16 protein-coding genes and 2 tRNA genes are annotated in these 18,366 nt (G+C 31.6%); 14 read left to right on the top strand and 4 right to left on the bottom strand.

The annotated features are described in order from the left end of the window. Positions 1–30: 30 nt before the first annotated feature. From ACKTTR_RS11785 to ACKTTR_RS11770, 4 genes are all read left to right on the top strand, one after another. Complete coding sequence (locus ACKTTR_RS11785; RefSeq protein WP_408028046.1) at positions 31–2,529, top strand: M14 family metallopeptidase; 2,499 nt, start codon at positions 31–33, stop codon at positions 2,527–2,529. A gap of 268 nt (positions 2,530–2,797) precedes the next feature. Continuing rightward, positions 2,798–3,079, top strand: coding sequence for a hypothetical protein (locus tag ACKTTR_RS11780; RefSeq protein WP_408028045.1), 282 nt, complete (start codon positions 2,798–2,800; stop codon positions 3,077–3,079). Positions 3,080–3,095: 16 nt separating this feature from the next. Beyond that, positions 3,096–3,731 carry a hypothetical protein gene (locus tag ACKTTR_RS11775; RefSeq protein ID WP_408028044.1) on the top strand — a complete coding sequence of 212 codons (636 nt, stop codon included), beginning with the start codon at positions 3,096–3,098 and terminating at the stop codon, positions 3,729–3,731. A 138-nt stretch (positions 3,732–3,869) separates the two neighbouring features. Next, positions 3,870–4,025 (top strand): YqaE/Pmp3 family membrane protein, encoded by a 156-nt coding sequence (locus ACKTTR_RS11770; protein ID WP_073184478.1) that lies wholly within the window; start codon positions 3,870–3,872, stop codon positions 4,023–4,025. Between the two features lie 98 nt (positions 4,026–4,123). On the opposite strand, the gene pafA is transcribed toward ACKTTR_RS11770, so the two are convergent. Continuing rightward, on the bottom strand, positions 4,124–5,761 hold the full coding sequence (gene pafA, locus ACKTTR_RS11765) for an alkaline phosphatase PafA (protein WP_408028043.1): 1,638 nt from the start codon (positions 5,759–5,761) through the stop codon (positions 4,124–4,126). Positions 5,762–5,879: 118 nt separating this feature from the next. On the opposite strand from pafA, the gene ACKTTR_RS11760 reads away from it, so the two are divergent. From ACKTTR_RS11760 to ACKTTR_RS11720, 9 genes are all read left to right on the top strand, one after another. Further along, positions 5,880–6,620: an MlaE family ABC transporter permease gene (locus ACKTTR_RS11760; RefSeq protein WP_408028042.1), complete on the top strand. Its 741-nt coding sequence runs from the start codon at positions 5,880–5,882 to the stop codon at positions 6,618–6,620. Further along, the gene (locus ACKTTR_RS11755) at positions 6,620–7,384 is read left to right on the top strand and encodes an ABC transporter ATP-binding protein (protein WP_408028041.1); all 765 of its coding nucleotides are present in this window, start codon (positions 6,620–6,622) and stop codon (positions 7,382–7,384) included. The genes ACKTTR_RS11760 and ACKTTR_RS11755 overlap by 1 nt, the downstream gene beginning before the upstream one ends. Positions 7,385–7,517: 133 nt before the next feature. After that, positions 7,518–7,590 (top strand) — tRNA-Lys (locus ACKTTR_RS11750). A 47-nt stretch (positions 7,591–7,637) separates the two neighbouring features. Continuing rightward, positions 7,638–7,720: transfer RNA gene (locus tag ACKTTR_RS11745), tRNA-Tyr, on the top strand. Positions 7,721–7,834: 114 nt separating this feature from the next. After that, the gene (locus tag ACKTTR_RS11740; protein ID WP_408028040.1) at positions 7,835–10,234 is read left to right on the top strand and encodes a TonB-dependent receptor; all 2,400 of its coding nucleotides are present in this window, start codon (positions 7,835–7,837) and stop codon (positions 10,232–10,234) included. 70 nt (positions 10,235–10,304) lie between these two features. Beyond that, complete coding sequence (locus ACKTTR_RS11735) at positions 10,305–11,420, top strand: C1 family peptidase (protein ID WP_408028039.1); 1,116 nt, start codon at positions 10,305–10,307, stop codon at positions 11,418–11,420. Positions 11,421–11,538: 118 nt separating this feature from the next. Further along, entirely contained in the window at positions 11,539–12,987 is a 1,449-nt protein-coding gene (locus tag ACKTTR_RS11730; RefSeq protein WP_408028038.1) for a DUF389 domain-containing protein, read from the top strand. 115 nt (positions 12,988–13,102) lie between these two features. Continuing rightward, complete coding sequence (locus ACKTTR_RS11725; RefSeq protein WP_408028037.1) at positions 13,103–13,435, top strand: winged helix-turn-helix transcriptional regulator; 333 nt, start codon at positions 13,103–13,105, stop codon at positions 13,433–13,435. 2 nt (positions 13,436–13,437) lie between these two features. Further along, complete coding sequence (locus ACKTTR_RS11720) at positions 13,438–13,725, top strand: YciI family protein (RefSeq protein ID WP_408028036.1); 288 nt, start codon at positions 13,438–13,440, stop codon at positions 13,723–13,725. A 126-nt stretch (positions 13,726–13,851) separates the two neighbouring features. On the opposite strand, the gene ACKTTR_RS11715 is transcribed toward ACKTTR_RS11720, so the two are convergent. Genes ACKTTR_RS11715 through pdxH form a run of 3 tightly spaced genes read right to left on the bottom strand, consistent with a single transcriptional unit; the run spans position 13,852 to position 15,923 of the window. Beyond that, positions 13,852–14,748, bottom strand: a complete 897-nt coding sequence (locus ACKTTR_RS11715; protein WP_408028732.1) for a Ppx/GppA phosphatase family protein — start codon at positions 14,746–14,748, stop codon at positions 13,852–13,854. Between the two features lie 8 nt (positions 14,749–14,756). Continuing rightward, positions 14,757–15,245, bottom strand: coding sequence for a SixA phosphatase family protein (locus ACKTTR_RS11710; RefSeq protein WP_408028035.1), 489 nt, complete (start codon positions 15,243–15,245; stop codon positions 14,757–14,759). A gap of 30 nt (positions 15,246–15,275) precedes the next feature. Next, positions 15,276–15,923 (bottom strand): pyridoxamine 5'-phosphate oxidase, encoded by a 648-nt coding sequence (gene pdxH, locus ACKTTR_RS11705; protein ID WP_408028034.1) that lies wholly within the window; start codon positions 15,921–15,923, stop codon positions 15,276–15,278. 236 nt (positions 15,924–16,159) lie between these two features. Between pdxH and ACKTTR_RS11700 the strand changes: the two genes are divergently transcribed. Then, complete coding sequence (locus ACKTTR_RS11700) at positions 16,160–18,316, top strand: TonB-dependent receptor (RefSeq protein ID WP_408028033.1); 2,157 nt, start codon at positions 16,160–16,162, stop codon at positions 18,314–18,316. The last annotated feature ends 50 nt before the right edge of the window (positions 18,317–18,366 follow it).

Genomic DNA, 18,366 nt, shown 5'->3' with positions numbered 1-18,366 from the left:
AATCAATCGCAAAATGAAACCAAGAAAAAAATGAAGAAATTATTACTATCACTACTATTTATCAGTGCTACACTAACAGCTCAAACTGTCGATTTGAGTTATTATTTACCTAAAGGTATTTCATATAACCAAAATATTCCGACTCCAAAATCAGTTTTAGGACATGAAGTAGGAGAGTGGCATGTAACACATGATAAGTTGGTAGAATATATGAAGGCATTAGCCAAAGCTTCAGATAGAGTAGTGCTTGAAAATAGAGGAACAACTTATGAAGGAAGACCGTTGGTGTTGTTAACAATTACTTCTTCTAAAAATCATCAGAATTTAGAAGCGATACGAGAGAGGCATATAAAAGCAACAAATGATGCTTCTGTAAACGTTTCTAATAGCCCTATTGTAGTGTATCAAGGTTTTTCTATTCATGGAAACGAAGCAAGTGGTTCAAATGCAGCGTTGGCAGCAGCGTATTATTTAGCAGCAGCAGAAGGACAGAAAATAGAGGAGTTACTAAATAATTCAGTTATTCTTTTTGATCCAGCAATGAATCCTGATGGCTTACAACGTTTTGCTTATTGGACTAATACGAATAAGGCAAATAATATTAATCCAGATCCAAATGATAGAGAATATCACGAAGTTTGGCCCGGAGGAAGAACCAATCATTATTGGTTTGATATGAATCGCGATTGGTTGCCAGTTCAATTACCAGAGAGTAGAGCAAGAATTCAAACTTTTCATAAGTGGTTGCCGAATATTTTAACTGATCATCATGAAATGGGAACGAATTCTACCTTCTTTTTCCAGCCAGGAATTCCTAGTAGAACCAATCCTTTAACTCCAAAAATGAATCAAGAGTTAACTAAAGAAATTGCTACGTATCATGCAAAAGCATTTGATAAAATTGGTTCAACGTATTATTCAGAGGAAAGTTTTGATGATTTTTACTACGGAAAAGGATCAACTTTTCCAGATATTAATGGAGGAATCGGAATTTTGTTTGAACAAGGAAGTTCTCGCGGGCATGCACAAGAAAGTGAAAATGGAATATTAACCTTTCCGTTTACAATTCGAAATCAGTTTACAGCAGCATTGTCAACACTAGAAGCTGCTAAAAATATGCGAACTAAAATCTTACAATATCAACAAGGTTTTTATAAAAATTCAAGAAGCTCAGAAACGAAAAAAGCAATAGTGTTTGGTGATGAAAAAGATGCTGCAAAGACAAATCATTTAGCTGAGGTTTTACAACGTCATCAAATAAAACTTCACGAGTTAAAAGAAGATTTTACATCGAATGGAAAACGTTTCAAAAAAGGGTATAGTTATGTCGTGCCTATGAATCAAAAAAATCACAGGTTGGTAAAAGCAATGTTTGATGTACGAACTACATTTAAAGATAGTTTGTTTTATGATGTATCTGCTTGGACTTTTAATTATGCATTTGGAGTTGATTTTGCTGATAATGTTTCATTATCAAAAGCAGGAGCTGAGGTGACTCAATTACAATCAAAACAAGGAATAATTCAACAAAAAAGTAGTGTAGGCTACTTATTTTCTTGGAATGAGTACAACACACCTAAAGCGTTAAATACGATTTTAGAAAAAGGATTGCGAGCGAAGGTAGCGATGAAAGAGTTTGTAAACGATGGTAATTCGTATGATTACGGAACTATTTTTATTCCAGCTCAAAATCAAAAATTAAATGGAAATGAATTATTTGATTTCTTAGGTACAATAGCGAATGAAAATCATATTGAAATTAAAGGAGTATCTACAGGATTGAATGAAGGAATTGATTTAGGAAGTAGAAATTTTGAAGCTGTTAAAAAGCAAAAAGTAGCGATGTTGGTTGGAAAAGGAGTAACGAGTTACGATGCAGGAGAGATTTGGCATTTGTTAGATCAACGTTACGATATGAAACTAACAAAGTTAGATACCGATTATGCTCCGAGAGTAAACCTAGATAAGTATACGACGATTATTGTTCCTAATAGTCGCTCTATTGATAAGAATCTAGTAGAGAAACTAAAAGTATGGGTTCGTAATGGAGGAGTGTTAGTAGGATATAGAAATGCAGTAAATTGGTTATCTAACAGAGGGTTTATTAATGTAAAGTTTAATAAAGCTAAAATAGATTCTATAAAGAATGTGTCATTTGAAAACCGTTCGTTACAATCGGGAGCGCAAGTAATAGGAGGAGCTATTTTTGAAGCTAAGATTGATCGTTCACACCCAATCAATTTTGGTTACAAGAATGAAAAAATAGCATTATTTAGAAATACAAAACAGTTTATTCAACCTGACGCTAAGAGTTATAACAATCCAATTCAGTACACTAACAATCCGTTATTGAGTGGTTATATTTCAAAAGAGAATTTAAAGGAATTGAAAAACACCGTTCCGTTTAAAGTAGGGCGCTTAGGTAGTGGAAGGGTAATCGTTTTTACAGACAATACCAATTTTAGAGGTTTTTGGTTTGGAACTAACAAATTATTGATGAATGCTATTTTCTTTGGAAAGTTGATGTAGAAGGAGTTTATTTATGTAATAAAACTCATGTAAACCCGACAACGCGAATTAAAAAAAGTACTACCGAAGTTTTAGATTATATTGTCATTTTTGAAATAGTTTAAACTAACGTATTTTGATGTGTAGCGTTTTACCACACGAAAGGATTCGTACGGGAGCGGAGGGTAGAACTACCTTACTGTATGTCTTATCAGGGAGTGATACAAGATTGTAGTACAATGTTCCCTAATGTAAAAGTTATATTAATAGATGGTCTAAAATATTAAAAATGAAAATAAAAAAAGTAGTTTATTCGCCTTTAGCAGTTGAACAATTAGTTTATAAATTTAATAATAATAATAATAATAATAATAATACAGAAATTGAATTGATTAATACTGACTATGCAGATGGAATATCTTTTGTAACCTTAGATATCAAAGAAATCTCAATTGAACTTATTTATGACTTTGCATATCAATTAGGAAGTTTAGAAAAGTATTTAGCAATGAAAGGGGATAGTTGGTTACCTTTAGATGAATACCCATTTCCTCCAGAAAAAGAGGACTAATAAAACTAAAGTTAACATGTCTAAAAGTAATTTTATTTTATATACGCTAGCCTATGTAGGCATTGCTGCTTTATTAGCATTTATAGGAGGGCCAGATATTTTAAATGGTGGTAGAGCTATAAATACAAAACCTGAAGTATTTAATAAAGTAAAAAGGATTGATTTAAAATATAATAACCTGGATATACATCCATTAATGAGGAATAGGTTAAACCTTGATATAGTAACCAATAAAAAAATAGTTCATTTTCAATACTATATACCAGATGAAAAGCACAAAACTTTATTAGGAGTTTTAAAAAAAGAGAACTTAATTAAAAATGAAGAAGAGTTTTTTAATTCACTTCCTATTAGTTTTAATACGGTTGAGTTAAGTTTTATAAACACTTTAGAAGTAATTTATAATAAAGAAAAGCTAGTATATCTAGCTATAAACAAAGAAACCATTCTTGGGAGTATTCCAAATGTTAAGAAAGGAATAATTATTTGTTTAGGGTATTTTATAACAATACTAGGGTGGTCTGGATTGTTGTTATTACCTATTGGAGCATATTTTCAAATAAAAGATAATGAAGAGCATGGTACAACTATTTATGTGCCAAATAGATTAGAAGGAATAAAAAATTTTTTTAAAATTTTCACAAAAAAATAAGCTAAAACTTAGTCAAAATAGAATTATAAAAAGAATAATCACTTCACTTGTTATGATGGGGCTTATTTACACTATTAAAATAAGTGTAACAAAATTCTAATTAACTCGTCTTTTAAGTATACTAACTAAAAAAGTACTATGAGTTTATTAAGAGTTTTATTAGCAATTTTTTTTCCACCGTTAGCAGTTATAGGTAAAGGTTGTGGATCTATTATTATAGTGTTTTTGCTAACACTTTGCGGATGGGTTCCAGGAGTTATTGCAGCACTAATTATATTAAACAACCCAAATTAAACGATGTGTTGATTTGAGAATATGAATTAATTAAAAACGCCATTTTGAGTTTGTCAAAATGGCGTTTTCTGTTTTCTTGTCTTTACCTTCTAAATTCTTTATTCAAGAACTTCTTCTATAATTTTTCCAGAACATCCATTAGGGAATTCTATTTGTAATAAATTAGAAATGGTTGGAGCGATATCTACAATTTCATATTTCTTTTTAGAAACCCCTTGTTTAATTCCATTTCCGTAGAAAATCATAGGAATATGGGTGTCATATGAGTATCCAGAACCATGAGTAGTTCCTTTTCTTGAACTACTAGCAATAGTTGATGGATTTGGAATTAAAATTACATCACCTGAAAGTTTTTGGTTGTAACCATTTTGTAAAACATGCAAAATCCCGTTGGTAAATGTGGTAGTTTGCATGGTTCTAGAAGTCACAGCTTTGTATATTCTGTTATGGTTAATAGCTTCGTCAGCAATAGTTTGTGCTACAGTTTCATAATCTAATTTTAACTCTCTAATTTTATCTTTATTCAAGAAAACTTGAAAGTTAGAAATGTTTTCAATGATTTCATCCGAATTAAAATGCTTTACTGTAATTTCATTTAAAAAGTTTTTAAAAGCTACAGGTTTTACATAACCCGCTGGTATTTTTAAAGACTCTAAGTATGAAGGAACTTGTACTGCAGCATGATCGGCAGTTAAGAATAATGTATAGTTGCCTTTTCCAACTTGTGTATCTAAAAACTTAAATAATTCTGCTAAATCTTGATCTAAACGTAAGTACGTGTCTTCAATTTCTTTAGAAGCTACTCCAAACTGATGTCCAACGTAATCGGTAGAAGAATAGCTAACCGCCAAAAAGTCGGTGTACTCAGATTTTCCTAAATTTTCACCAATAATAGAAGCTTTGGCAAAGTCAGTAGTTATAGAATTACCAGCAGGAATAGCCTTGATGATGCTGTAATTATTATTACTTTTTCTTAAGGTTGGAATATCATGAGGAAACACAGGTCTTTCTTGTCCTTTAAAAGTAGCTTCAAAATCGTTGTCGTCTTCAATACTTTGAGTATAGGTGCTAATATCATATAAAGTTTCCCAAGGCTTACTTAAGTATTCGTCTGTTTTCCCAGAAGCATTAAATTCTTGTACCCAAGTTGGTAATTCTTTCAAATAAAAAGAAGAAGAAATCCATTGACCTTTATCACCACCATCAAACCAATAAGCAGCATTAGCAGTATGACCCGCAGGTAAAATAGCAGAACGATCTTTTATAGCAACACCAATAGTTTTACCATTCATGTTCTGGGCTAATTTTAATTGATCAGTCATTGTTGTGGTGAACATTCTGTAAGGAGATTTTTTACCTCCTTCACCATCATTACCAACAGTATTGTAGTTATTATCATCAACACAATAAATACTTTTCTTTAAATATTTATCATACCAATAATTACCAATAATTCCATGATTGGTAGGAGTGGTTCCAGTATATATTGAAGTATGTCCTACGGCTGTGTAGGTAGGAATATAATTATAGTGAGCGTTCTCTAAAGAGTACCCTTCTTTAAGTAAACGTTTAAAACCATCATTTCCATATCTATTAGCAAAACGAGTTAGGTAATCGTAACGCATTTGGTCAATAACAACACCAACGACAAGTTTTGGTTTTTGAGTATTTGTTTTTTTGTTAACAGAGCAGCTTGTTAAACATATTATAGCTGCTAAAAAAGCTATTTTTCTCATTTTATTTTTTCAAAATTAAAACTCAAAGGTACATAAAAAGCAAGCTAAAACTTGTAAATAGGACCATGAGTTAATGGTTTTTTAATACTTTAGCAAAAAAGAAAATATATTTCGTTTAATGAATTACATTGAGCATATTGGTAAATACTTTGCAATGCTAAAGCAGGTTTTCTCTAAACCTCAAAGAGCAAGAGTATTTCGTGAAGCTTTATTTAGAGAGGTAGATGAGTTAGGGCATAAATCTATAGGTATTATAGCCTTCATATCATTCTTTATTGGAGGTGTAATCGCCTTACAAACAGCATTGAATTTAGAAAGTCCGTTTATACCAAAATCGTTGATTGGTTTTGCGGCGAAACGATCAGTGATTTTAGAGTTTGCACCCACGTTTTGTTCTATTATTTTAGCAGGTAAAGTAGGTTCATATATAACTTCAAGTATAGGGACTATGCGTGTTACAGAGCAAATTGATGCACTTGAGGTAATGGGAATTAACTCACTTAACTATTTAGTTTTACCTAAAATAATAGCTACAGTTTTCTTTTATCCGTTTTTAATAATCTTAGGAATGTTTTTAGGAATTTTTGGAGGATGGGTAGCTGGAGTTTTATCAGGGTTATTTTCTGGGGCAGATTACATAGCAGGAGTTCAAATGGATTTTGACCCATTTCTTATAACCTATGCATTAATTAAAACAGTAGTTTTTGCCTTTTTAATAGCTACAGTACCTTCGTATCACGGATATTATGTAAAAGGAGGATCGTTAGAAGTTGGAAAAGCAAGTACACAGTCTGTAGTTTGGACTACAGTGCTTATTGTAATAGCGAACTATTTCTTAACCCAAATGTTATTAACCTAATGATAGAAGTAAATAATTTACATAAAGGATTTAATGGTGTTGAGATTTTAAAAGGTATATCAACATCTTTTAAACCAGGAGAAACAAGTTTAATCATTGGTCAAAGTGGTTCAGGTAAAACAGTATTTTTAAAGTCATTAATTGGTTTGCATACACCTGAAGAAGGAACAATCGTGTATGACGGTTTAGCGAATATTGATATGACAATAGAAGATAAACGTCAATTTCGTCAAGAATTAGGAATGGTATTTCAGGGAAGTGCTTTGTTTGATTCACAAACAGTAGAAGAAAACGTAATGTTTCCTTTAAAGATGTTTACAAAGAAACCAGAAGATGAAATGTTAGATAGAGTAAACTTTGTGCTGAATCGTGTAAACCTTGAAAATTCGAATAAAAAGTTCCCAGCTGAATTATCTGGAGGAATGCAAAAGCGTGTAGCAATTGCTCGTGCGATTGTAATGAATCCTAAATATCTATTTTGTGATGAGCCTAATTCAGGTTTAGACCCGCAAACATCTATTGTAATAGACAACCTAATTCAAGAAATTACCGATGAGTATAAAATTACTACAGTAATAAATACACACGACATGAATTCGGTGATGGAAATAGGGGATAAGATTGTTTTTCTAAAAAATGGAGTCAAAGCATGGGAAGGATCACACAAAGAAATCTTCAAAACAGATAACGAAGCAGTGGTAGATTTTGTGTATTCATCGAATTTATTTAAAAAAGTAAGAAAAGCATACTTAAATGATCTTTAGGTAACTTTCTGTTAATTAATAGGTAACAAAAAACATTAAAAATTTTTCAAAAAAACTTCTAAAAAATGTTTGTGGGAACAATAAAAGCTTCTATATTTGCACCCGCAAACGCAGAAAAGCAAAAGCAAAAAATGACCGGGTAGCTCAGTTGGTAGAGCATCTCCCTTTTAAGGAGAGGGTCCTGGGTTCGAGCCCCAGCCCGGTCACTAGTAAAGCTTCTCGATTTTACTGAGAAGCTTTTTTTAAAAGCTTTGGGGAGATTCCAGAGCGGCCAAATGGGACGGACTGTAACTCCGTTGTCTTACGACTTCGCAGGTTCGAATCCTGCTCTCCCCACAAAAACTCAATCATATCGATTGAGTTTTTTTGTTTGTATAATTATATTGTTTAATATTTTTTGTTTTTTGTTAAACAAAATATGTATTTTTGTTAAGTCTTAAATAGTATGATATGAGAAAAGTGTTGATACTCTTAGTTTTACTTCAGTCTTTTGTTGGTGTATCTCAAAATAGTGGGGAAATATCAGGAAAGATTATTGATTCTAAAACAAGAGAAGAACTTCCTTTTGTAAATGTTTTAGTGTATGGAACAGAAATAGGAGCAGTTTCAAATGAAAAAGGAGAGTTTGTCTTGAATAACGTTCCTTTAGGCTATAATAAAATACAAGCTTCGTTTGTGGGCTATAAAACGTTAATTTCAGATGAGTATTTAGTAACAAAAGATAACTCACCTTATATAACCTTAGAGTTAATTGAAGATGCAACACAGTTAAAAGAAGTTCAAATACAAGCACCATTATTTAAAGAGTCTGTAGATAGTCCTTTATCGCTTCAAAGTTTGGGTATAGCAGAAATAGAAAAGAACCCTGGAGGAAACAGAGATGTGCTGAAAGTAATTCAGTCTTTTCCAGGAGTAGCATCAAATCCTGGATTTAGAAATGATATTATTATTAGAGGTGGAGCAACCTCTGAAAATAAATTTTATTTAGACGGTATTGAAGTTCCTGTAATTAACCATTTTCAAACACAAGGAGCTACAGGTGGACCTGTAGGAATTATGAATGCAGATTTAATCCGTAAAGTTGATTTTTATTCAAGTGCATTTCCTGCCAATAGAGGTAACTCTTTGAGTTCTGTTATAGAGTTTACTCAAAAAAGAGGTAATCCGACTTCGTTAAATACTAGAGCTACTATTGGAACCTCAGATGCAGGAATTACGTTAGACGGACCTTTAGGAAAGAATACAACCTTTATGTTTTCTGCACGTCAATCGTATTTACAGTTTTTATTTAAGTTGATAAAACTACCTTTTTTACCAACCTATAGCGATTTTCAAGTAAATGTTAAATCGCAATTATCAAAAAATAGTGAATTATCAATAGTTGCTTTGGGAGCCATTGATGATTTTGAAATTAATAAAGAGGTAAACGATGGAGAAACAGATTTAGAAACGATAAAGAGAAATAAAGTTATTTTAAATTCTGTTCCCGTAAACAGCCAATGGAATTATACGGTAGGAGCAAGTTATAAGTACTTTGCTCCAAACTCAACACACTTGGTTGTGTTAAGTAGGAATGAGTGGAAAAACAAGGCAGTAAAATACTTTTTAAATGAAGAAATACCAGCAAACTTATTGTTAGATTATTCATCAAAGGAGATAGAAAACAAGTTGAGATATGAAAATAGCTTTAAGAGTGCTAACAAGATTGATTTTAACTTAGGTTTTAACCTAGAAACAGCAAGGTATACGAATAGTAACTATCAGAAAAATGCTAACTCAGATGGAGTTATTATTTACGATTTTAACTCAGCTATAGATTTTGTTAAATATGGGGTTTTTGGACAAGTATCGAAAAGATATTTAGATGAAAAACTAGGAGTTTCTTATGGGTTTAGAATGGACGGAATTGATTACAATTCAGAAATGAAAAACCCATTCAACCAGTTTTCACCACGATTGTCGTTAAGTTATAATTTATCTGAAAAATGGACGATTAGTTCTTCAGTTGGGCGTTATTATCAATTACCATCCTATACTGTATTAGGATATAAAAATAATGTAGGTGAGTTTGAGAATAAAAATGGATTGAAGTATATACAATCAGATCATTTTGTAAGTGGATTGAGTTATAAGCCTGATACAAGTTCAAAAATAACTTTTGAAGGGTTTTATAAAGGATATAAAAACTATCCATTTTCAATAAGAAACCAGATAAGTCTAGCAAACTTAGGTGCTGATTTTGGTATTATAGGAAACGAAGCAGTAAGTTCAACATCTGAGGGTAGGGCATATGGTTTTGAGTTGTTAGCACAAAAAAAATCGTATAGTGGATTGTACGGAATTGCATCATATACTTTTGTAAGAAGTGAATTTAAAGGCGCGCAAGGAGAGTACATTCCTTCAACTTGGGATAATAAACACTTACTAACAATTACAGCAGGGAAAAAATTAAATAGAAACTGGGAAATAGGAACGAAATTTCGATTAGTTGGAGGAAAACCTTATACACCATATGATTTACAAGCTTCTTCTTTAAAAGATAATTATGATGTGCAAAACGGAGGAATTTTAGATTACTCTAGACTCAATACAAAAAGATTAGATACATATACACAGTTAGATATACGTGTAGATAAAACATGGTTCTTAAAAAAAGCAGCTATTAACTTGTATTTAGATGTTCAAAATATATATGCTAGTAGTTCTAAACAACAACCTTTTTTATTACCACTTGAAGACGAAAACGGAAGAGTAACCGATCCTAATGATAGTTCTAGATATTTGTTAGAAGAAATAGAAAGCACAACAGGAAGAGCTTTACCTCGTATAGGTGTTATTGTAGATTTTTAACAGTTTTGAAGTTTAATAATCTTTTAAAAAGAGTAAATTGCTTGCTTAAATTATCATAAGATTTTTAAATATGAAAAAAATTCTATTAGGAGCAGCATTCACTTTTTTAAGTATAACTTCAACTTCAGCGCAAAAATATCAATTCTCAACAGTAAAAGATATTGAAGATACAGAAGTAAAAAGCCAAGGAAGAACAGGGACGTGTTGGAGTTTTTCTACAACCTCTTTTTTAGAATCAGAAATTATCAGATTAACAGGTAAAAACATCGATTTATCTGAAATGTATACGGTTCGTAATACGTATTCTGATAAAGCAAATAATTACTTATACCGCCAAGGAAAAGCACAATTTAGCGAAGGTGGGTTAGCGCACGATGTAATTAATTCTGTAGAAAAATATGGGTTAGTGCCTGAGCAGGTTTTTACAGGTTTAGATCTAGGACAAGATAGACATAATCATGCAGAAATGATTGCGGTGTTAAAATCGATGTTGGATGCTTATATCAAAAATCCAGCAGGAGAATTAAGTCCAAAGTGGAAGCAATCAGTAGAAAGTGTTTTGGATGTATACTTAGGAAAAAATAAAGAAGAGTTTACTTTTGAAGGAAAAAAATATACTCCTAAGTCTTTTGCAGAGTATGTAAATATTGATCCTTCAAATTATGTAACGATTAGCTCTTTTGAACATGCAAAAAAATACGACCAATTCATTTTAAACATTCCAGATAATTTTTCAAACGGGGCATTTTATAATGTTTCTTTAGATGAATTAGTAGCAGTAACAGAAGACGCAATTAAAAAAGGATATACAGTAGAGTTAGATTGTGATGTTTCAGAAAAAACATTTTCATCAAAAAACGGAGTAGCAGTAATTCCCGCTAGTAGTACAGAAAACAAAAAAGCATTGACTGAAATAGTAGAAGAAAGAACTATTACACCAAGTTTACGTCAAAGTGAGTTTGAAAACTTTAATACAACAGACGACCACTTAATGCATATTGTAGGTTTGGTAAAAGACCAAAAAGGAAACACCTATTTTAAAGTAAAGAATTCTTGGGGTAAAAATCAGGGAAACCAAGGTTATGTATATATGTCAGTTCCTTACTTTAAATTAAAAACAATATCTGTTTTATTACATAAAGATGCAATTGCACCAAAGTTGAAAAACAAATTAGATATTAAATAAGAATAAACTCTTTAAGGGTATGTAAAACGCTTGGAGACTTAGAATCTTCAAGCGTTTTTTATATCTTTTCTAATTTGGGAATTTCGTATCTTTCCAAAGTTAACAAAAATCAAAATTTATGGAAGAAAATAAACAAGAAGAAGCTGCTGAGCAGTCAAAGCAGGAGATACAGCAGGATGCAAAAGGTTTATGGGAGAAGATAAAGAAGTTTATTTTAGAACTTCTTGATTTTAGAGATGATACAGACCAAGATGAAACAATAGAAGCAATAAAAAGCGATATTTCTTTTAAAGGAGCAACAGCTTGGATTTTAATCTGCTCTATTTTTGTGGCATCTATTGGTTTAAACGCAAACTCAACAGCTGTAGTAATTGGAGCCATGTTAATATCTCCACTAATGGGACCTATTTTAGGAGTAGGAATGTCTATTGCTATTAACGATATTGATACGCTACGAAAATCGTTAACAAACCTAGCAACAATGATTGTGTTAAGTTTATTAACAGCATTTTTGTTTTTCTTTATATTTCCACTTCGTGAAGAAACTTCGGAGTTATTAGGTAGGGTAAGACCAGATATTCGTGATGTATTAATAGCCTTTTTTGGTGGTTTGGCATTAATTATAGCAAGAACTAAAAAAGGTACGATTGCTTCTGTAATCTTTGGTGTAGCAATTGCAACAGCTTTAATGCCACCTTTATGTACTGCAGGATATGGTTTGGCAATAGGTAATTTTGACTACTTTTTAGGAGCCATGTATTTATTTACAATCAACACCATTTTTATTGCTTTAGCAACTTTCTTAGTGTTGAAATTGTTAGGGTTTACCATGATTCGTTATGTAAACTCAGCCAAACGTAAAAGAATAGCTCAAACCGCATCTTTTATTGCATTCTTAGTAATGGTTCCAGCTGTATTTACCTTTGTAGGGGTGTATAATGAAAGTGTTATTGATGCGAGTTATAAGAAATTCTTAAAAGCCAAGGTGTATGATAACCCTAATTTATGGTTACAACGTGAGAAACTAGAAGTTAAAGAAAAAACGATAAAATTATTTTTTAATGGAGATGTAAGCGATGCAACAGAATCTTTTTTGAGAAACGAATTAAAAACTTTTCCTAAAATAGATGCTTATTCTTTAGTTATTAATGAAAACAAAGCCAAAAGTGTTGATAGAGTAGTGGATGCTTATGATAGAGCTGTAAAAGAATTGGATGAAAAAGATAATGTGATAAAAGGTTTACATATGGAGATTGATGATTTGAAAAGAACTATCTCTAACCTAAATCAAACTATTGAACAAGAAGCTTTATATAGAGATAAAAACTCAATTCCTTTTAGTAAAATTAGTACAGAAGCAAAAATTCGATTTAATGATATTAAAGAAATGAGTTTGGCAAAGGTATTATCATCGAGTGATTTTATAAAAGTAGATACAACCACTGTAGTTTCTGTAAAGTGGAATAATAAACTCAAAGATTCTGTAATTGTCAAAAATGAAAAAGAGTTAAGAAGTTGGATACAGAAAGAGTTGAAGACAGATAAAATTCAGATACGAAGAAAATAGAATAGTCTTCTAAATTATATTATAAAAGCCGAATGAATAACTCATTCGGCTTTTTAAAAAAATAACTACTACAATTTTTGTAGTTAACTACAAAAATTGTAGTTTTGAGATCAATATGAATATACCAAAACCAGGAAAATCAGTAAGAGGTTCTAAATCAGGAAAGCCTATTATGGCACTTTTTGATTTGTTAGGACGTAATTGGACAATGAGTATCATTTGGCATTTAAATGACGCTCCAAAATCATTTAGTGATTTAGAAAAACTTTGCAGAGACATTTCTCCAACAACATTAAATACGAGGCTAAAAGAACTTCAGAAAACGTTTATTATAGAAAAAGTTGTAGAAGGGTATAAACTAACAGATATAGGTGAAGAACTATTTGTTTTGTTTGAGCCTTTAAGAGAATGGTCGTCAAAATGGTCAGAAAAATTTAATCAAGAATAAATATGTTTATTATCAATTTTAACTTTATTAAACCCATAGAAGAGGTTAATAAATACACAGAATCACATAGAAACTATATAGCAAAACAATATGAGAAAGGAAGTTTTGTGATTGGCGGACCAAAAGTACCTCGTGAAGGAGGAGTTGTATTATCTAACTTATGTACAGAAGAGGAAATTGTTGAGATATTGAGCAAAGATCCGTTGATTGTTGAAGGGGTAGCTGAGTATAGTTTAATTGAGTTTTTACCAATGATGAGTGTAGAGAATTTAAATTCTTATATAAAATAAAAAAAACCGAGCTGTACAGCTCGGTTTAATTTTTTGATTACTTGTTAGAGTATTCATAGTAAATAAGAGATTACTCCAATTACCTATTATATGACACCATAATTTTAAAAGAGTCACAAATAATATTTAAAGCTTGTTGAAATATAAGCTTTTGATGATTCCATCTGAAAGCCCAATTTTAGGAACATAAATTTTTCTTGCACCACTCCACTTCATAGCAGATAAGTATATTTTTGTAGCAGGAATAATTACATCTGCTCTATCAGGGTTTAAACTTAATTCTGAAACACGCTCCTGATAACTCATCTTTTTCAAAAATTGATACTGAGCATTAAGATAGATGTAAGAAATAGGTTTACCGCTATCTCTACCAGACATTTTAAATAGCTTGTTAATGTTTCCTCCTGAACCAATTAAAGAAATGCGTTTGTAGTCACTAGTATTTTCTTCAATCCACTTTTGAACCTTTTTAAAAAGTGCTTTGTTTTCAGGTTTTGTATTGTTAAGTACACGTACAGTACCTATTTTAAAAGATTTAGAGTTGATTATTTTTCCTTTGGAAAATAAGGTGAATTCTGTGCTACCACCACCAACATCTACATATAAGTAGGTGGCATCTGATTCTATTAATTGATTTAAATCTGTAGATGAAATTATGGCAGCTTCTTTTTTTCCGTCAATAATATCAATCTTAACATCAGTATTTTTTAAAATAGTAGCGGCAACTTCTTCACCATTTTCGGCTTCTCTCATTGCTGAAGTTGCACAGGCCTTGTATCTTTCAACACCATGAATTTTCATGATTAATTTGAAGGCTTGCATTGCGTCAAGCATTCTTTGAGTATTAGCTTCTGATATTTTCCCAGAGACAAAAGCGTCGGCTCCTAAACGAATAGGCACGCGAACTAAGGATGATTTTTTAAATTGAGGTTCTTTGTTTTTTTCTTCAATAACGTTGGCTACTAATAACCTTACTGCATTAGATCCAATATCAATAGCGCCGTACTTCTTTATCTTCAAAATGTACTAATTTATCTATGGTTTTTAGGAAACTCTACTAAAATTGTGTTTCCTTTCTTAATATCTTTCCAGTGTTTTATATCAAACTCTATTCCAATAACACCACAAGTAGTTACATGTGCAATAGGTTTACTTCCAAACTTATTTACAAAACTATTAATACCGTGGTCATGACTAAAAACAATAGCACTATCAAAGCTATCATCAAGAGCTTTTACAGTTTTAACCAAATAGCCATCACTAAAGCTATACAACTGACGTTTTATTTTAAGGTTGGATAAAGGATATCCGAAGTTTTCACAAAAAATAACAGCCGTATGAAGCGCTCTGTTGGCACTGCTAGAAAGAAACACATCAGGTCTTTTTATTTCTTTCGCTAGGTATTTAGATAAAAGATGGGCATCGTTAATACCACGTTCTTTTAAAGGTCTGTCAATATCTTTAACGCTATCATAACTCCATGATGATTTTGCGTGACGAACGATATAAAGTGTTTTCATTTAATTATAAAAAGCTATGTAAATATAAAACTAAGGAGCTAAACGTTCAAGTTTCCAAGAAAAATCTTTTTGTAAAGTGTATCTAATGCGATCGTGCATACGGTTAGGACGTCCTTGCCAAAACTCAACAGAAACTGGTTTTACTAAAAAACCACCCCAATGTTTAGGTCTAGGAATTTCTTGATTCTCAAACTTTTTTTCAAAAGAAGCAAGATTGTTATCTAGCTCATTACGAGAGGTAATCACCTCACTTTGATTAGAAGCCCAAGCTCCTAATTTACTTCCATCTGGTCTCGATTCGAAATATCCGTCAGACAAATTCTCAGCAAGCTTCTCTGCTTTTCCTTTAATAATTATTTGTTGTTCTAAACCAGCCCAAAAAAAGGATAAACACACATGGTTGTTATTTAAAATAGCCTTTCCTTTCTCTGAATTGTAATTGGTATAAAAAATAAAACCTTCCCAAGTGTATTTTTTTAATAAAACAACTCTGCTTTTCGGATAACCATCTAACCCAATAGAAGAAATGGTCATAGCATTTGCTTCATCTACCATTTCAGATTCATCTGCAGCAAAAAACCAATCTCTAAATAATTCAATAGGATTTTCAGGACAGTTATTCTCTAGTAACTCTCTTTTTTCGTAAGATTTTCTATAGTCACTTAAATCGTGTGCCATTGTTGTTAATTTATACTATGTAAAAGTACAACATTATCAAAAGTATTGTAGGTGTTACGTATTAAAATTTAGCAAGATTTGAATAATCAAAAGCAAGAAAGGTAAAATGAAGGCAGTTAAGTAATCTTAGTTTTGGTAAGCGAAACAATTCATCTGTAAAATTATACAGTTGAGTATTTCTTTTTGTGTTAAAGTTTGAAAAGAAAGCAGTTTTGTAGTGTCAAAAACTAACAAGAATGAAACATTTATTACTTATTGTATGTTTTTTAATACATACATTATTAATTGCACAAACTACTATTTCAGGAAAAGTAACTGATACTAAAGGAAATCCTATTGAAGGAGCCAATATATATTTAGAGGGAACCTATGACGGAACTTCGTCTAACGAAAAAGGAACCTTCTCTTTCACAACTTCAGAAAAAGGACAACAAATATTAATAGTGTCTTTTATTTCTTTTGAAACGTACATAAAAACAGCTGAAGTATCAACGTTTAAAAATTTGGAAATAATTCTTCGTGAAGATGTAAATACGTTGGATGCTGTAACTATAAATGCAGGAACTTTTGAAGCAGGAGATAATGCAAAAGTAACTGCGTTAAAACCTCTAGATGTAGTAACAACCGCAAGTGCTTTAGGAGATTTTGTTGGAGCCTTGCAAACATTACCAGGAACCTCCTCGGTAAGTGAAGATGGGCGTTTATTTGTTCGTGGAGGGGAAGCGGATGAAACACAAATTTTTATTGATGGAATTCGAGTGTTTACACCGTATAGTCCTTCTGCACCCAACATTCCTACACGTGGTCGATTTTCTCCGTTTTTATTTAAAGGAATTACGTTTTCAACAGGAGGATATTCTGCGGAATACGGTCAAGCATTGTCAAGTGTTTTATTACTAAATACTAATGACGAAACAATAAAAGAGAAGACAGATATTTCACTAATGACAGTTGGTTTAGGAGTAGGAAACACACAAGTATTTGGAAAGAATTCACTAAGTGTGAACGCTTCGTATATCAATTTAGCACCTTATCAAAAGTTGTTTCCTGACAGAAATAGCTGGAATAAGCCAGTTCAGTCGCTAAATGGTGAAGCTGTATACCGATTTAGGTTTAAAAACGAGTCTTTGTTAAAATTATATGGAGCATATAGTTATGCTGATTTTGATATGATTCAAGATGATATTAATTATGAAGATGGATTTCGTTTTGGATTGAAAAATAGAAACTTGTATTTCAACGGATCCTATAAACAACATTTAGCGAATAACTGGACAGTTTCAGGAGGAACATCGTTTACTAATGATAATTCAAAGATGAATATACTGGATGATAAGGTTGTAGATAATGAAAACTCAGCTCATGTTAAAGTAACATTGAAAAAGAGGTTTTCAAACCGGTTTAAACTGAATTTTGGTGCAGAATACTTTTTAACTGATTTTTCTGAAGATTATGCTAGTGAAACGAATGGAAATGCTACTTATGGGTTTGACAATAATATCTTTGGAAGTTTTATTGAAGCAGACGTCTTTTTTAGTAAAAAGTTAGCAACGAAAGTAGGTGTACGTATGGAAAACTCTGAATTGTTAGATGAGTTCACCATTTCACCAAGAGCTTCTATAGCCTATAAACCGGGAGAAAATGCACAGTTTTCATTTGCTTACGGACGCTTTTATCAGAGCCCTAAAAATGAATACCTAAAATTCAACACGCAATTTAAAGCAGAGAATACTTCTCATTTTATAGCGAATTACCAGTATGTAAAAAACAAACAGATTTTAAGAATAGAAGGGTATTATAAAAAGTATCAAGATTTAGTTAAATATGATACTGAAAGAGCGTTACCATATTCAAATTACTCAAACTTAGGAGAAGGATATTCTAAAGGAATAGATGTTTTTTGGAGAGATAATAAAAATGTAAAAAATACAGATTATTGGGTGTCATATTCATTTTTAGACACTGAAAGAAATTATAAAAACTACCAAGTAAAAGCAACTCCTAATTTTGCCTCAAAGCATAACCTGTCAGTTGTTGCAAAACATTGGATAGAAGATTGGAAAAGTCAGGTTGGATTGAGTTACAGCTTTGCCTCTGGACGAAGTTATACAAATCCTAATATAAATGGATTTTTAAATCAGAAAACCAAAAACTACAATTCAGTAAGCTTAAATTGGGCGTACTTAATAAGTCAGCAAAAAATCTTGTACTTCTCGGTAAACAATGTTTTAGGAACACAAAATGTGTTTGGGTATAATTATAAAAATACGCCAAATTCTGCAGGTACCTTTAATCGACAAGCTATGATACCATCAGCTGATAGTTTCTTCTTTGTAGGGTTCTTTTGGACGATTAGTGATGATAAAAAGGATAATCAGTTAAACAACTTATAAGCAGTAACAATTCAGCCACTAAAAACAACAGATCAGTATAGTATTTTATA

The sequence above is a fragment of the Tenacibaculum litoreum genome (assembly GCF_964513915.1).
Lineage (GTDB): Bacteria > Bacteroidota > Bacteroidia > Flavobacteriales > Flavobacteriaceae > Polaribacter > Polaribacter litoreum.
The sequence above is the reverse complement of the archived record's forward strand: the minus strand, read 5'-3'. Positions and strand labels throughout refer to the sequence as shown.

Bases quoted from the DNA above. Each gene is read 5' to 3' on its own strand.
- ACKTTR_RS11785 (WP_408028046.1), top strand. From the start codon at position 31: ATGAAGAAATTATTACTATCACTACTATTTATCAGTGCTACACTAACA.
- ACKTTR_RS11755 (WP_408028041.1), top strand. From the start codon at position 6,620: ATGATAGAAGTAAATAATTTACATAAAGGATTTAATGGTGTTGAGATT.
- ACKTTR_RS11720 (WP_408028036.1), top strand. From the start codon at position 13,438: ATGTTTATTATCAATTTTAACTTTATTAAACCCATAGAAGAGGTTAAT.
- ACKTTR_RS11760 (WP_408028042.1), top strand. From the start codon at position 5,880: ATGAATTACATTGAGCATATTGGTAAATACTTTGCAATGCTAAAGCAG.
- pdxH (WP_408028034.1), bottom strand. From the start codon at position 15,923: ATGGCACACGATTTAAGTGACTATAGAAAATCTTACGAAAAAAGAGAG.
- ACKTTR_RS11770 (WP_073184478.1), top strand. From the start codon at position 3,870: ATGAGTTTATTAAGAGTTTTATTAGCAATTTTTTTTCCACCGTTAGCA.
- ACKTTR_RS11735 (WP_408028039.1), top strand. From the start codon at position 10,305: ATGAAAAAAATTCTATTAGGAGCAGCATTCACTTTTTTAAGTATAACT.
- ACKTTR_RS11740 (WP_408028040.1), top strand. From the start codon at position 7,835: ATGAGAAAAGTGTTGATACTCTTAGTTTTACTTCAGTCTTTTGTTGGT.
- ACKTTR_RS11730 (WP_408028038.1), top strand. From the start codon at position 11,539: ATGGAAGAAAATAAACAAGAAGAAGCTGCTGAGCAGTCAAAGCAGGAG.
- ACKTTR_RS11780 (WP_408028045.1), top strand. From the start codon at position 2,798: ATGAAAATAAAAAAAGTAGTTTATTCGCCTTTAGCAGTTGAACAATTA.
- ACKTTR_RS11725 (WP_408028037.1), top strand. From the start codon at position 13,103: ATGAATATACCAAAACCAGGAAAATCAGTAAGAGGTTCTAAATCAGGA.
- ACKTTR_RS11700 (WP_408028033.1), top strand. From the start codon at position 16,160: ATGAAACATTTATTACTTATTGTATGTTTTTTAATACATACATTATTA.
- pafA (WP_408028043.1), bottom strand. From the start codon at position 5,761: ATGAGAAAAATAGCTTTTTTAGCAGCTATAATATGTTTAACAAGCTGC.
- ACKTTR_RS11710 (WP_408028035.1), bottom strand. From the start codon at position 15,245: ATGAAAACACTTTATATCGTTCGTCACGCAAAATCATCATGGAGTTAT.
- ACKTTR_RS11775 (WP_408028044.1), top strand. From the start codon at position 3,096: ATGTCTAAAAGTAATTTTATTTTATATACGCTAGCCTATGTAGGCATT.